The sequence below is a fragment of the Trinickia sp. genome, from assembly GCF_051961175.1.
Lineage (GTDB): Bacteria > Pseudomonadota > Gammaproteobacteria > Burkholderiales > Burkholderiaceae > Trinickia.
Genome location: NZ_JBQCDN010000037.1, coordinates 1 through 14,066, shown reverse-complemented (window position 1 = coordinate 14,066; position 14,066 = coordinate 1). Strand labels below are relative to the sequence as shown.

Genomic DNA, 14,066 nt, shown 5'->3' with positions numbered 1-14,066 from the left:
GGAACGCGATCGGCAAAGCAGCTGGCGCCTGGAATCTGGGGCCCAACGCCGGTGAATCGCAGCGCGGCTTTTTGCTGAACCACGTCATTACGGACGAACTGCCAAGCGATATGCGCGCCGGTGAGCGGATGTCCAACTCGGATCCGATCACGGGGCAGGCCGGCTGGTACGACGTGCGCGTCCGCATCTATCGGGCCGAGGCTGACGCCACGACCACACTGCCGCAATTCGCCGCGATGCATCCGATGCCCGGTTCGACGAGCGTAATGCAGCGCGTTCAAGCGTATTTTGCGGGTAAAGGCGAGTTTGCTGCGCGATTGAAGCGAGCAGCCATGTTCGGTACAACGCAGGGCGATGCGCTTCATCAGCGGCAAGGAGACGAACAATGACCCAACTGGCCCTCGTAATCGATCTGAACGTCTGCGTGGGATGCCATGCCTGCGTGACGAGTTGCAAGGAATGGAATACCTCGGGCGAAGCGGGCAGTCTTACGGACGTTCGCCCCTACGACGACGATCCGTCCGGCACGTTCTTCAACCGTGTGCAGACCTATGAAGCCGGCGTGTTTCCGATGACGGACACGATCCACTTTCCGAAGTCGTGTTTGCATTGCGAGGATCCGCCGTGCGTGCCCGTGTGCCCGACCGGTGCCAGCTATAAGCGCAAATCGGACGGCCTCGTGCTCGTCGATTACGACAAGTGCATTGGCTGCAAGTACTGCGCATGGGCCTGCCCCTATGGCGCCCGCGAACTCGACGAAGGCCGCAAGGAAATGACCAAGTGCACGCTGTGCGCCGATCGGATCAACAACGAAGCCTTGCCCGAACGCGATCGCAAGCCGGCGTGCGTGCTGGCCTGTCCGACGTCCGCGCGGATCTTCGGGGATATCCACGATCCTGAATCCGATGTGTCGGTTGCGATTCGAGAACGGGGCGGCTATCAGCTGATGCCGGAGTGGGACACGAAGCCTTCGAATCACTATCTGCCTCGGGTAAAGACCGAGCCTGTATGCGGCTGTGGTCAAGGCAGCGGGTGCGGTAGTGCTGCGGCTGCGAAGGCGGATTCATTCGAAGCGCGTTTCGAGCGCGGCGAGATCGATCTTGCCGCACTGGCTGCGCAACGCTGAACCGAACACGACACATTCCTCTTCAATTTCGACGGAGCGCCCATGCGGCCGGCTTTTTCAGTCATCTTTCTCACGACACTGTGCGGCGCGGCGCAGGGGTTGTTGCTTACATTGGTTGCGGTCGAAGCGAGCGCGCGCGCCGCAAGCCTCGATGTGCCGTCCCTGTTCTATGTGTTCGGTGCGGCGTTGGCGGTCATGCTTGGCGTGCTCGGGCTGGTGGCGTCATTTTTCCATCTCGGTCATCCCGAGCGGGCGTGGCGCGCGATCGCGATGTGGCGTACGTCGTGGCTCTCGCGCGAATGCATTGCCTTGCCCGTGTTCTTGTTGCTGACAGCCGTTTACGGCGGCGCGCATTGGGCCGGCCTGAGCGGCACGCTCGAGATCGGCGCGGCCGCCGCCGCGGCGAGCGTAGCGCTCTTCGTCTGCACCGCGATGATCTATGCCTGTTTGCGCTTTCTACAGGAATGGGCGAGCCCCCTTACGCTCGTGAATTTTGTGCTGCTGGGCTGTGCTTCCGGCTGCACATTGGCCACCGCCTGTGCGGCATGGTTGGCGCCGGGTCAGGTCGGCGCACTCGCGCCGTGCGCGTGTGTGCTGACGCTTGCAGGGTGTGCTACGCGCCTCGCGTCGCTCGCTCGCAACGCGCGCCTGAGGCCGAAATCGACCGTGCAGAGCGCGACCGGGATTCGCCACGCAAAGGTCGAGCAGCAGTCACGCGGCTTCACGGCGAGCGCATTCAACCTGCGCGAGTTCTTCCATGGGCGTAGCGAACGTGCGCTGCGGCTTGTCAAAATCGGCTTCCTGACCGGCGCGTTCCTGGTGCCGTTCGTGCTGACGAGCGCGGGCGCATGGATCCCGAGATCGGTTGCGGCGGCGGTCGCGCTCGGGGCGGCGTTTATCATTCAGTATGTGGGACTGCTCGCTGAGCGCTGGTTCTTCTTCGCGGACGCGCGTCATCCGCAGAACCTCTACTACCAGCGCGCATCGTAACGGGAATAAGGCGGAGGGCACCGAATAACGACGACGCGCCACCGCCTCAGACGCGCGCCATCTTCGCCGCGTCGCTCAGGCATCCACGAAATAGCGCCGCGGCCGGCGTGTCCTGCGCATCGGCTCGCCACGTCGTACTGACAGGGCCGAGCGCCGCACCCAGGCTCAGCGGCAGAATCTTCAGCGCGCCGGTTTCCTCATGATGCCGCGCGAGGGACCGAGGCAACAGGCCCAGCATGGGGTACGTCTGAAGCATGCCCACGTTGGCGTCGATGACAACCGATTCCACCATATTGACCGGCGTTTCCACACCGTGTGTCTCCAGCACCGATAGCAAATGCCGATGCATGGGTGCGCCTGCACTCGGCACGATCCAAGCCAATCCGGCCAAGTCTCCCCACTTCAGTCGCTTGCGCCGCGCGAGCGGATGCGTGCGCGCCACCACGATGACGGTTGGATCGTCGAACAGCGCTTCGCTCAAGAATTCGGGTGTGGCGTGTGCGCGCGCCGAGCGGCCGACGATCATATCGAGCTGGCTCGCACGCAGCGCCGGCACGAGCTGATCGAGTGTACCTTCGTGCAAGCAGACGGTGGCGCTCGGCGCGCGCTGCTTGAACAACCCCACGGCGGCCGGTATCAGAATGGGCGCAGCGACCGACAGTACCCCCACTTCCACGCGGCCGCCCGTGCCGCTCGACATCGCATGCAACTCGTCGCCGGCGCGTTGCGCGAGCAACAGCAATTCGCGCGCATGGCGGATCAAGCACTCGCCATGGGGCGTGGGGCGAATTCGACGGCCATCGCGCTCGAATAGCGGCACACCGATGCCTTTTTCCATTTCGCCGAGCATCTTCGAGACGGCGGGCTGCGTCACGTTCAGCGCGCTTGCTACTTTGGCGACGGTTTGACGATCGGCCAGGGCCACGAGCAATTGCAAATGCCGCAGCTTCAACTGACGGGAAAAGTAGCTTTCGATCGCACCGCGATCGAGCGGTGCCGATGCGTTAGTGTGGGGAGTGGCTAAAACCACGACTCATTACCTTTATTTTATGAATTGAAACCAATATCTCATTGGACCGCCGCGATGTAAATCGGGAGAATCGACGAGGCCTGCCAAGGCGGATGGCCCTTGTGCTTCTGTGAGCGCTGATGGCAGCGTCGCCGTACGATACCCACGCGAGAAAACGGCCGAGTCCGGCCTCAGCGCCGCAGCCAGTAGGAGAGAAACATGCCGATCCATGTCGCGCCGGTGCGCGCGAACCGCCGCGCCATCATCGCCAGTACGATCGGCAATGCGTTCGAATGGTACGACTTCATTGTCTTCGGTTTTCTATCCGTGATCATCGCGCGGCAATTCTTTCCGTCGTCGAATCCGACGGTTTCGATGCTGATGACAACCGCGACGTTCGGCAGCGCTTTTTTGATGAGGCCGATCGGCGGCATCTTGCTCGGCATCTATGCCGACCGCGCCGGGCGCAAGGCTGCACTTTCGCTGGTGATTCTCTTGATGACGGTGTCATCGGCGATGATGGCGTTCACGCCCGGATATGCAACGCTCGGCATTGCCGCGCCGATCATCGTCGTGTTGGCGCGCCTGCTGCAAGGTCTCTCGGCCGGCGGCGAATTCGGCAGTGCCACGGCCATGTTGATCGAATACGCGCCGCCGCATCGCCGCGGTTTCTACGGAAGCTGGCAGAACTTCGGTCAGTTCGTCGCCGCGGTGACGGCTGCGCTGATGGGCGCGCTCGTCACACGCGGGTTGAACGCCGACGCGCTCGACGCGTGGGGATGGCGCCTTCCTTTTCTCTTCGGCTTACTGATCGGCCCCGTCGGTTTCTATATTCGTACTCGGCTGCATGAGCCGCCGCCCTATGAGGACAGCGTGGACGCACGCGCGGCCGTTGCAATGCCCGCTGATCAATCATCGATGCTCGCGCGCGTGTGGCGCGAGCACCAGGCGGCGCTCTGGATTGCGTTTGGGTTAGTCGTCGCCAGTTCGGTCGCGCAGTACGTGTTGAATGTGTATTTACCCGTGTATGCGGTGAGGCAGCTCCATTTGCCCGTCTCAGCGCCGTTCACGGTCCTTATCGCAACGGGCACCTTGCGGATGATTCTGACGCCGCTCTTCGGGCTGCTGTCGGACCGCATCGGCCGCAAGCCGGTGATGGGGGTGTCGATGGGGCTTTATGTGCTGACGATCTATCCGCTGTTCGTCTGGCTGGTCGACATGCCTAGCTTGGCGCGGCTGCTGGACGTTGAACTCGTCTTCGCGGTACTGATGGCGGCCGCGTTGGGACCGGCATCGACCGCGCTGGCCGAACTCTTTCCGACGCCGGTGCGGGCAACGGGATTGTCGATTTCGTACAACGTGGCCACCACGCTGTTCGGTGGATTCTCGCCATTTCTCGTCACCTGGCTGATCGATGAAACGGGCAACAAGATGATGCCCGCTTACTTCGTGACGGCGGCGATGATCGTTGGTCTCTTTTCGTTGTGGCCGATGCCTGACCTCGGGCGGCGCGGTGGCGAGGCGGGGATCGGTGCGCGTGATGGCGCGCTGGGGCGCTGACGTTGACACGCTGACCCTTCGCCGCTTTTTGTTTTCCGCTTTTCGATTCGAGTCCCTACGATGTCGTCAATTCGCAATGTGCTGTTCGTGATGTGCGACCAACTGCGGGCGGACCATCTGTCATGCTATGGCCATCCGTATCTCGCTACGCCCAATATCGATCATTTGGCTCGGTACGGCGTGAAGTTCGATCGTGCGTTCGTTCAGTCGGGCGTGTGCGGTCCGTCCAGGATGTCGTTCTATACCGGGCGTTACGTTGCGAGTCATGGTGCGACATGGAATCGTGTGCCGCTCTCGATCGACGAAATCACGCTGGGCGAATATCTCGCCGAACGCGACATGGCGCTGGCGCTGGTGGGTAAGACGCATGTCATACCGGACACCCGTGGCATGCAGCGTTTGGCACTGGACAGCGACCCTGCGTTGAGTGCGTTGCTGCGCGAGGGGCATTTCAAGCTGGTCGATCGCTACGACGGGCACCATCCCGAGCCGGCCGGCGGCTACGCCCAGTACCTGCGCGATCGGGGCTATGCGAGTCGCGATCCGTGGAGCGACTACGTCGTTTCGGCCGAGGACGAACATGGCCGCATTGTGAGCGGCTGGCAGATGCGCAACGTGCATTTGCCCGCGCGTGTGCGTGAAGGCGATTCGGAGACGGCGTACACCACCGATCAGGCGATCCGTTTCATCGAAGCGCAAGGCGAACGGCCGTGGGCGATGCATCTGTCTTACGTGAAGCCGCACTGGCCGTACGTGGCCCCCGCGCCGTACCATGCGAAGTACACATTTGATCAATGCCTGCCTGTCCAGCGCGCGCCTCGAGAGCGCGACAAGCCGCATCCCGTAACGGGTGCGTACTTTCAGCAGGAGGAGTGCGCGAACTTTATGCGTGATGAGGTGATCGCGAAGGTGCGGCCGGCTTATCAAGGTTTGATCGGCCAACTCGACGATCATCTCGGGCGGCTTTGGGAAACGCTGGACAAGCTGGGGCGTTGGCAGGACACCTTGATCGTCTTCACGGCCGATCACGGCGATTTTCTCGGCGACCATTGGCTTGGCGAGAAAGAGTTGTTCTACGACGCGGTTCAGCGCGTGCCCTATATCGTCTACGATCCGTCGCGCGAGGCCGACGCCACGCGCGGCAGCAGCGATCGGCGTTTCGTCGAAGCGATCGACACCGTGCCGACGATCCTCGATGCGCTCGGTATCCCGATTCCAGCGCATCGGATAGAAGGCCGCTCATTGCTGGCGCTGACGCGTGATATCGACCCATCCGTGCCGTGGCGCGATGCTGTGTTCTCGGAACTGGACTACGGGTATCGGCAGGCACGCCAGATTCTGGGCCGTCGCCCGGATGCTTGCCGTGGCTGGATGGTGCGGACCGATGCGTGGAAGTACATCCATTGGGAAGGGTATGCGCCGCAGCTTTTCAACTTGCGAGTGGATCCGGAGGAGTTCTTCGATCTCGGTACGGAGCGGGCATTCGAAGCTGTGCGGCAGTCCATGCGTGAACGGTTGCTGGCCTGGCGACTGAGTTTGCACAATCGTACGACTGTCACGCTCGATGACGTCGAGCGCGGCACGCACCAGTACACGAACGCCGGGGTGTTCTACGGGGTGTGGTGAGCCGTAATCGTGCATCGAACTGCTCGAATCGAATTCACGATTGGTTTTCCACGAACCGTATTCCGAATCATTCGACATTTTCAGCCCACGATATGGTTCAGCACGAAACGCAGCGCTTGCGTCAACGCTTCCTGCATTTCCAAAGGCTTCAACTCATAGGCGAGCATGAAGGGACTGCTCAATATGGCAATCAATAGATATTTCATTTTTTCCTCCTCACGGGAAGGGGGGCGTGAGGTTGATGCACGGATATTGAGCAGGTCCTATGCCATCGGTGCGTGGCTTATATCGGGTGCGTCATTGCGGCTACCGAAGCGTCGCGAAGGTTCGATTTGCCTCTCTGAACGTTTCGGTCGAGAAACATCGAGCGGGATCGCGAGGCTTTCATAGCTGGCCGAGCAGGATGCAATGCGCTTACACGCGTGCTTGAGTCAAGACGATAGGCGGAATCGAAATGCTGCAGGGGAAAACCGATTCGATGTGTGGCCCACGAAAAGCGTCGCAGGAATGAAACATCGATGCCGCACGTCGTTCGTTGAGACGTAAAACGGCGACGCCGGACTCCGCAGTCCGGCTCCGCGCCTCATCAGACGCAGCCGTACGGCGGCGCCATCAGGCGATGACGGACCCGCCAGGGCTATTGGAGGAGCAGGCGCGGACGATGGAGAAAAAACGTCACGGGAAGATCGGCGTTGTGGGTTCGGCGCCACGCAGGTCGGCTTGAGGAAAGTGCTGCGCCACCAGCTGCTCGATTTCATGCTCGCGCGAGGCCGGAACGTCGGCCATCAACAGCAACTGACCGTCTCGTATTGCTTCGCGAAAGCGCGTGAGCCGGGCGTTCGGTTCGTCGACGCCGATCATGGTCGCGGTCCAGGCCCCGAAGCCGGCTCCGGCGAGCGTCATGGCAACGACGGCACCCCCCGCGATCGTCAATCCGGCCGGCGGAAATACCAGCGCCACGAGGCCGAGGAACGCGCCGGTGGCACCGCCGAGTGCGACGCCGCGTTCCAACGCGTGAATGACGTCGCTGCGCTGCAGCAGCGACGCCTCGGGCAACTCTTCGAGCGCGACGTTGTGGTTGGCGAGAACATGAATGTGCTGCCAAGTGATTCGAGCACGCAGCAAATCGTCGACGACAGCTTTCGCGATGGCCGGATCCGGCACGAGGAAGTAAAGGCGCCTCATGATGCACTCCTCGATCAAGCGCTCATCGTCCGAAGCGGGACGATGATCTTCATCATAGGCGCTGCCGGCGCGTTCAAGGGTGCTCGAGCGTACGCCCCTGCGCCGATCCTTTCGGTTTGAAAGATTCGCGGGGCGGGCGCGTCAATGCTTCTTACGTTACGCTGTGGGATGCGGGTCATTTATCAGATTAATGCGGCTGCGTGACCTACTAATTCTGACAGGTCGCGGCTTCACTGAAGCTGAGTAATGATCCGCATATTTTTCGGCACTATGCCGATTGTGTGGCGGGCGCATGGAAAGGTCATAAAACCGACGGTAGCGCGCCGAGTGCGCGGCGCCGTACTCGCGCGGTGCGGCTGCCTGACTGATCGACGATAAAGATGAAAATCAATCCACTCCCACCGCTTCAATACCTGGTTGCATTCGATGCCGCCGCGAGGCTAGGCAATTTCACTCGGGCCGGCGACGAGTTGAACGTGACGCAAGGCGCGGTCAGCAAGTCGGTGATGAAATTAGAGAACTTCCTCGGTGTCGCGCTGTTTATCCGCGATGGCCATTCTCTACGGCTCACCATGGCCGGCCAGCAATACGCGCAATTCGTCCATGACATGCTCGTCGATTGCTCCGAATTCACCGCCAAGCTGATGAAGGACCCCGGGCCGCAAAAGCTCACCATCGCGTCCGCCGCGGGCACCGCGAATATGTTTCTGATCGACCGGGTGACGTCCTTCGGACGCGCATACCCGGACATCACGGTGCGCATTCTCGTGCGCGACGGCTTGCTGCACCTGAATACATCCGAATTCGATGTCGGCGTCTATTACGTGCGCGATGTCATGCCGCCGGGCCTTGCCGGTACCCGGATCATCGAGGAAGACGTGGGCGCCTACTGCGCGCCGTCCTTTCTCGGGGGCGCGCTGCTGCAGCCCGATGAATTGCTTGAACAGACGCTGCTTGTCGCTGATGAGCAGCAGCGTCAATGGATGGGCTGGCATAACTGGCTCAAGCTAACGGGTGCCAAATCGACGCGTCCGAAGAAAACGATTACATGCAACAGTTATCCGCTGTTGTTGAATCTTGCTCTACGAGGGCAAGGGATTATTCTCGGTTGGGACAAGATGGTGACCCCGATGGTGCAGGCCGGGCAACTCGTCAAGGCGTCAAAGGCAAGCGCCACGTTCGGGGGCGCCTATCACTTGCTTTGGCCCACGGAGCGCCGCGATACCGCGGCTGTAAGCGCTTTCAAAAACTGGATCCTCGAAAACACATAGAGGAGACGATCGCTTTTCCTTCAACCATTCCTTTTCGTCGGAGCAGACCGAAAATATTTCCGAGTAAGACTTGGCGGGAATGCCATAGCATCTGCAACAGCAGATTTCCTGAGAGAGTAAGTGAGAATAATAGATAAGGATTTCCATGCAAAACGTATCACTATATTTGGATGAAGTCGCCGTCAGCGCCGAGGCTGCAAGGCGACACGCCGTGCTGGCGGTGATCATCGGGAACGGGTTCGAGTGGTTCGATTTCATTTCGTACAGCTTTTTTGCGATCATCATCGCAAAGCTGTTCTTTCCCGTCGGGGACCCGAACGTATCGCTGCTGCTGTCGGTTTCCACTGTCGGTGTCGGCTTCTTCATGCGGCCGGTGGGCGGGCTCGTGCTAGGCGCGCTGGCGGATAAGGCCGGCCGGAAAGTGGCGCTCACCATCACCATCGCGCTGATGACGGCCGGTACCGCCTTGATCGGCTTTGCGCCGACGTACAAACAGGCCGGGCTGCTGGCGCCGGCGGTCATCGTATTGGCGCGGCTGCTGCAAGGTTTCTCCGCGGGGGGAGAAATGGGCGGCGCGACGGCGTATCTCGTCGACCGCGTACCCGGACAGCGGCGTGGCTACTATACGAGCTGGATTCAGGCGAGTATCGGATTCGCCATCATTCTGAGCGCTGCGCTGGGCACGTCGATCGTCCATTTCCTGTCCCCGGAGCAAATCGACTCGTGGGGCTGGCGCCTTCCATTCCTGTTCGGGCTGCTGCTCGGACCGGTCGGTTTATACATTCGTACCAGCCTCGTGGAATCCGATAGTCTGGATCGATCCTCCCGCGAGTCGGCACCGGTGCGCGATATCCTGCGCCATGGTTCATTGCGTGTCTTGATCGGCTTCGGCCTGGTCGTCTTCTGGACCGTCTGCTCGTATGTGCTGCTGTTCTATATCCCGACGTATGCGGTCAAGGCGCTCAAGCTGGCGTCCTCCACAGGCTTCATTGCCGTCCTCGTCGGGGCAACCATCGTGCTCGTGGCGACGCCGGTCTTTGGACATCTGTCGGATCGGTTCGGTCGCAAGCCCTTTATGATCGGCGCGTTGGTGGCCGCGATCGCGCTGGCGTATCCGCTCTTTGGGTATGTCAATCGCAATCCGGGGCTTGAATCGCTGATCGTGTTCCAGCTGTTCTTCGGTTTCGTCATCGCCTGCTATGAAGGTCCGATTTTGGCGGCGATCAGCGAACTGTTTCCTGCACGCGTGCAGTCGACGGGTATTTCGATCGCCTATAACCTTGCCGTGATTACCTTCGGTGGGTTTTCCGCGACGATCATCACGTGGGCTATTGCGGCAACTCACAACAATTTGGCGCCTGCCGTTTATGTGATCGTCACGGCATCGTTGAGCTTGCTGGCCGCGATTGCCTGGCGGCCGGTTCAGGACAGCGAAGCGCGCCGTTGAACGCTAAGGCGCGGATGACGAACCAACGTATCCGAAGTTGCCATGCCGATCACGTGATCCATGGCGCCGTTTGAAGCTCCAGCCCTCTAGCTATAGCTGGGGCCGAGCAAGTCAATGTCGCCGCGGCCTTGTGTCGAGGTCGCGGCGGTACGCAGAGGTAGTCGTTTTTTTTTGGCAGTCACGCGGCCTGGGCCGGGGTGCGTTCATCCTTGGCGGCCGTCTCTTGGCAGGCATCCTCCTTTCGTCCGTTCCGCGAGATCGCGTTGGCCTGCTATTTCACATGAGAGGGAGGCATCGCTCCCTTTACTGGATTAATTGCCGCAATGCCATTCATTTCGCCGAACGAATCGAAATTAAGTGAATCCGAATTGAAAGTGCGCACTGGATTTCGGCGCCTCAGCAATCGGACGCCCAGACGTAAGCGGCGGGCACCGGCGCCGATGGATTCGGCGGGCCGCGACTGCTGCGCAACCGTTGAAGAGATGTCGCGTGCGGATCTGAGCGAGTACGCCAGGGAGCTCGAAGTCGAGCTGGCTCGCCTGACGGCGCAGCTTGCGAAGCCGTTGGGACAGGCATTCAAGCTTGCGCTGGTGAGCCGGCATCGGGGCGAACTGGGTGTCACAACCGACTTCGATCCGTCGGGCGTGAACATTGGCGGCTACGATAGCGCGTTCCACGTCGTGTTCGAGATCGCTCAGCAGGCATTGCGGCGGACCCGGGCCGATTGCGAGGTGGAACGGCAATTCGCACGGCTGCATCCGGAGGCGGCCGCGGCGCTGGTTGCGCTGCGGCGACATGCGCTGCGCGATGCGCGGGATTGGCCCGATGCCGCGCGCCGTCACTATGAGCGCGATTTCGTGGGTGAAATGCCCTACGGGGCGAGTGAACGATGAATCGCTTGTCGACTAGCGCTTCGGCCGTCGGCGTGGCAACGGAAAGCGAGACTCCGGCCGAGGCGACGCACGCGCTCGAGCGTTCGCTTCGCGCCCATGCCGATGCCGTGTCGTATCTTGGCGCGCGCACAACCGTGTTGAGCCGGTTTTTGGATCTGACATTGCCGCATTTGACGGCCGCACAGTGCCAGGCGATCGCGGCGTCGCTGCGGCTCGCCATGCAAGACGCGATCGCCGCGCTTCCGGCGCCGGATCTGTCGGCGAGGCATCGCGCGACGCTGAGTGAATACACAGGCGCCGTGCTCAAACTGCTCGATAGTCGATAAGGCCATTCTGCGCGGACGCGACGCCGGATTGGCGCACTGCACAACGTCCGGCGGTTGACTTTACGCAACAGCTCCTCGAACATTCGATCCGCAACCGGTTGCGCGGCGCAATTGGCTCTGAATTAGCCGATGTTTGTTGCGCAACCGGTTGCGCAACCGGTTGCGAACATCATCGCGCCGCGGAGCAGGTAGTCGCAACAACAACATATCGAACGATTCTCAGGAGACATCCCATGAAGACCCCCGTCCGTCGCCGCGTGCTCGCCGCATGCATCGGGTTGGCCGCCGCCGTCATGTTGCCGATGGGCGCATACGCGCAAGGTGCAGCCCACAAACCGAAGGTTGCTTTGGTCATGAAGTCGCTGGCGAACGAGTTCTTCCTCACGATGGAAGAGGGCGCCAAGGATTATCAGAAGCAGCACGCTGCCGATTTCGATCTCGTGTCGAACGGCATCAAGGACGAAACCGATACGGCCGCGCAAATCCGCATCGTCGATCAAATGATCGTCTCGAAGGTCGATGCGATCGTGATCGCGCCAGCCGATTCGAAGGCGATGGTGCCCGTGATCAAGAAAGCGATCGATGCGGGCATCGTCGTGGTGAACATCGACAACCGTCTCGATCCCGACGTGTTGAAGTCGAAGGGCATGACGGTGCCGTTCGTCGGTCCGGACAATCGAAAGGGCGCGCGCCTCGCCGGCGACTATCTCGCCGCGAAGCTGAGCCGTGGTGAGGAAGTCGGCATCGTCGAAGGTGTCTCCACGACGACGAACGCGCAGCAACGCACGGCCGGCTTCAAGGATGCGATGGACAAGGCCGGCGCCAAGGTCGTCTCCGTGCAATCGGGCGATTGGGAAATCGACAAGGGCAACGCGGTGGCGTCGGCGATGCTCAACGCCTATCCGAACCTGAAGGCCCTGCTGTGCGGCAACGACAACATGGCGCTCGGCGCCGTTGCCGCGATTCGCGCGGCGGGCAAGCAAGGCAAGGTGACCGTGGTCGGCTACGACAACATCGCCGCGGTGAAGCCGATGCTGGCAGACGGCCGCGTATTGGCCACGGTCGATCAGTTCGCCGCCAAGCAGGCCGTGTTCGGTATCGAGACGGCACTGAAGGCCATCCACGAACACAAGAAGCAAAGCGAACTGTCGAGCCTCATCGAAACGCCGGTCGAACTGGTCGTGAAGAAGTAAAGCAGTCAGTCGGTTCGACGCTGAGCCGGGCGGAGCCGGGATGAGGCTTCGCCCGGCTCAGCATGCGAAGGAGGGGGCATGAGAGCAGTTTCAACACCAACAGATACCGCGGATACGGCCCGCAGCGCACCATCGCGCGAGGCGGTGCTGACGGTCGGCGGCGTGGGCAAGACCTATGCAGTGCCGATCCTGTCAGGCATCGATCTGACGCTGAACGCGGGCGAAGTCCTGGCGCTCACGGGTGAGAACGGCGCCGGCAAGAGCACGTTATCGAAGATCATCAGCGGGCTCGTGACGCCGACCTGCGGCGCCATGCACTATTGCGGGCAGCCTTATGCGCCCGCGAGCCGCCGGGAAGCGGAAGCGCTCGGTGTGCGGATGGTGATGCAGGAGCTGAACCTGCTGCCGACGCTCTCGATCGCTGAAAATCTTTTTCTCAATTGCCTGCCGGCCGTCAAAGGGATCGGCTGGATTTCACGCAAGCGTCTGCGCGAAGACGCGCGCAAGGCGATGGCGCGTGTCGGGCTCGACTCGCTCGACCCCGATACGCTCGTCGCGGAGCTCGGCATCGGCCATCAGCAGCTCGTCGAAATCGCCCGCAACTTGATCGGCGATTGCCGCGTGCTGATTCTCGACGAACCCACCGCCATGTTGACCGGGCGCGAAGTCGATCTGTTGTTCGGTCAGGTGGAACGGTTGAAGCGCGAAGGCGTCTCGATCGTCTACATCTCGCATCGGCTGGAGGAGCTGGCGCGCATCGCCGATCGCATCGCAGTGCTGCGTGACGGCAAGCTCGTCAGCGTTGGACCGATCGCCGATTACACGACGGACCGGCTCGTCACGCAGATGGTCGGCCGCGATATTGGCGAAACGATCGACTTGGGCGAGCGCGAGATCGGCGCACCGATGCTGCGTGTCAGCAAACTCTCGCGCGGGGCAGCGGTACGGGATGTCTCGTTCGAGGTGAAGCGGGGAGAGATCTTCGGCATCAGCGGCCTGATCGGCTCGGGGCGGACGGAACTGCTTCGCGCGATCTTCGGCGCCGACGCCAAGGACGGCGGCTCGGTCACGATCGGCACGGCATCCGAACCCGCGCGAATCGGCTCGCCAGCCGATGCCGTGAAGCAAGGCATCGCATTGATCACAGAGGACCGCAAGAGCGAAGGGTTGATGCTCACGCAGTCGATCGCCTCCAACCTTGCATTGAACAACTTCGGCGCACTTTCGCGCTTCGGCTGGATCGACGGTGGCCGCGAACGCGCGCTCGCCAAGCGGCACATCGACGCCATGCGGATACGCTGTGCCGACGAGCAGCAGCCGGTGGGCGAGCTCTCGGGCGGCAATCAACAGAAGGTCGTGATCGGGCGCTGGCTCGAACGCGACGCGGATGTGCTGCTCTTCGACGAACCCACGCGCGGGATCGACGTCGGCGCGAAATTC

13 protein-coding genes and 1 pseudogene are annotated in these 14,066 nt (G+C 61.5%); 11 read left to right on the top strand and 3 right to left on the bottom strand.

The window, feature by feature from the left end; all coding sequences use genetic code 11:
* The 3 genes and pseudogenes from ACTHL0_RS02315 to ACTHL0_RS02305 form a co-directional block, all read left to right on the top strand.
* A pseudogene (locus ACTHL0_RS02315) lies at positions 1-389 on the top strand (formate dehydrogenase); the annotation flags it as partial.
* The gene (locus ACTHL0_RS02310; protein WP_440564970.1) at positions 386-1,126 is read left to right on the top strand and encodes a 4Fe-4S dicluster domain-containing protein; all 741 of its coding nucleotides are present in this window, start codon (positions 386-388) and stop codon (positions 1,124-1,126) included. The pseudogene ACTHL0_RS02315 and the gene ACTHL0_RS02310, both read left to right, overlap by 4 nt.
* A gap of 42 nt (positions 1,127-1,168) precedes the next feature.
* On the top strand, positions 1,169-2,116 hold the full coding sequence (locus ACTHL0_RS02305; RefSeq protein ID WP_440564969.1) for a dimethyl sulfoxide reductase anchor subunit family protein: 948 nt from the start codon (positions 1,169-1,171) through the stop codon (positions 2,114-2,116).
* A 46-nt stretch (positions 2,117-2,162) separates the two neighbouring features.
* Here the strand turns inward: ACTHL0_RS02305 and ACTHL0_RS02300 are convergent, their stop codons facing one another.
* The gene (locus ACTHL0_RS02300) at positions 2,163-3,146 is read right to left on the bottom strand and encodes a LysR substrate-binding domain-containing protein (protein ID WP_440564968.1); all 984 of its coding nucleotides are present in this window, start codon (positions 3,144-3,146) and stop codon (positions 2,163-2,165) included.
* A 198-nt stretch (positions 3,147-3,344) separates the two neighbouring features.
* Between ACTHL0_RS02300 and ACTHL0_RS02295 the strand changes: the two genes are divergently transcribed.
* Complete coding sequence (locus ACTHL0_RS02295) at positions 3,345-4,685, top strand: MFS transporter (protein WP_440564967.1); 1,341 nt, start codon at positions 3,345-3,347, stop codon at positions 4,683-4,685.
* 60 nt (positions 4,686-4,745) lie between these two features.
* Complete coding sequence (locus ACTHL0_RS02290) at positions 4,746-6,311, top strand: sulfatase-like hydrolase/transferase (protein ID WP_440564965.1); 1,566 nt, start codon at positions 4,746-4,748, stop codon at positions 6,309-6,311.
* 80 nt (positions 6,312-6,391) lie between these two features.
* On the opposite strand, the gene ACTHL0_RS02285 is transcribed toward ACTHL0_RS02290, so the two are convergent.
* Positions 6,392-6,517, bottom strand: coding sequence for a hypothetical protein (locus ACTHL0_RS02285; RefSeq protein WP_440564964.1), 126 nt, complete (start codon positions 6,515-6,517; stop codon positions 6,392-6,394).
* Between the two features lie 469 nt (positions 6,518-6,986).
* Positions 6,987-7,496, bottom strand: coding sequence for a DUF1269 domain-containing protein (locus ACTHL0_RS02280; RefSeq protein ID WP_440564963.1), 510 nt, complete (start codon positions 7,494-7,496; stop codon positions 6,987-6,989).
* A gap of 380 nt (positions 7,497-7,876) precedes the next feature.
* Between ACTHL0_RS02280 and ACTHL0_RS02275 the strand changes: the two genes are divergently transcribed.
* From ACTHL0_RS02275 to ACTHL0_RS02250, 6 genes are all read left to right on the top strand, one after another.
* Positions 7,877-8,767, top strand: a complete 891-nt coding sequence (locus ACTHL0_RS02275; protein ID WP_440564962.1) for a LysR substrate-binding domain-containing protein — start codon at positions 7,877-7,879, stop codon at positions 8,765-8,767.
* A 145-nt stretch (positions 8,768-8,912) separates the two neighbouring features.
* Positions 8,913-10,214, top strand: coding sequence for an MFS transporter (locus ACTHL0_RS02270; RefSeq protein WP_440564961.1), 1,302 nt, complete (start codon positions 8,913-8,915; stop codon positions 10,212-10,214).
* A gap of 482 nt (positions 10,215-10,696) precedes the next feature.
* A complete protein-coding gene (locus ACTHL0_RS02265; RefSeq protein WP_440564960.1) occupies positions 10,697-11,107 on the top strand; it encodes a hypothetical protein in 411 nt (136 codons plus the stop codon).
* A 5-nt stretch (positions 11,108-11,112) separates the two neighbouring features.
* Positions 11,113-11,433 carry a hypothetical protein gene (locus ACTHL0_RS02260; protein ID WP_440564959.1) on the top strand — a complete coding sequence of 107 codons (321 nt, stop codon included), beginning with the start codon at positions 11,113-11,115 and terminating at the stop codon, positions 11,431-11,433.
* A 233-nt stretch (positions 11,434-11,666) separates the two neighbouring features.
* On the top strand, positions 11,667-12,626 hold the full coding sequence (locus ACTHL0_RS02255) for a sugar ABC transporter substrate-binding protein (protein ID WP_440564958.1): 960 nt from the start codon (positions 11,667-11,669) through the stop codon (positions 12,624-12,626).
* A 78-nt stretch (positions 12,627-12,704) separates the two neighbouring features.
* Positions 12,705-14,066 (top strand): sugar ABC transporter ATP-binding protein (locus ACTHL0_RS02250; protein WP_440564957.1); only part of this gene is annotated, 1,362 nt, incomplete at its 3' end.

Excerpts from the sequence above, each read along its gene's own strand:
- ACTHL0_RS02255 (WP_440564958.1), top strand. The coding sequence starts at position 11,667 with ATGAAGACCCCCGTCCGTCGCCGCGTGCTCGCCGCATGCATCGGGTTG.
- ACTHL0_RS02280 (WP_440564963.1), bottom strand. The coding sequence starts at position 7,496 with ATGAGGCGCCTTTACTTCCTCGTGCCGGATCCGGCCATCGCGAAAGCT.
- ACTHL0_RS02295 (WP_440564967.1), top strand. The coding sequence starts at position 3,345 with ATGCCGATCCATGTCGCGCCGGTGCGCGCGAACCGCCGCGCCATCATC.
- ACTHL0_RS02285 (WP_440564964.1), bottom strand. The coding sequence starts at position 6,517 with ATGAAATATCTATTGATTGCCATATTGAGCAGTCCCTTCATGCTCGCC.
- ACTHL0_RS02290 (WP_440564965.1), top strand. The coding sequence starts at position 4,746 with ATGTCGTCAATTCGCAATGTGCTGTTCGTGATGTGCGACCAACTGCGG.
- ACTHL0_RS02275 (WP_440564962.1), top strand. The coding sequence starts at position 7,877 with ATGAAAATCAATCCACTCCCACCGCTTCAATACCTGGTTGCATTCGAT.
- ACTHL0_RS02265 (WP_440564960.1), top strand. The coding sequence starts at position 10,697 with ATGTCGCGTGCGGATCTGAGCGAGTACGCCAGGGAGCTCGAAGTCGAG.
- ACTHL0_RS02305 (WP_440564969.1), top strand. The coding sequence starts at position 1,169 with ATGCGGCCGGCTTTTTCAGTCATCTTTCTCACGACACTGTGCGGCGCG.
- ACTHL0_RS02270 (WP_440564961.1), top strand. The coding sequence starts at position 8,913 with ATGCAAAACGTATCACTATATTTGGATGAAGTCGCCGTCAGCGCCGAG.
- ACTHL0_RS02310 (WP_440564970.1), top strand. The coding sequence starts at position 386 with ATGACCCAACTGGCCCTCGTAATCGATCTGAACGTCTGCGTGGGATGC.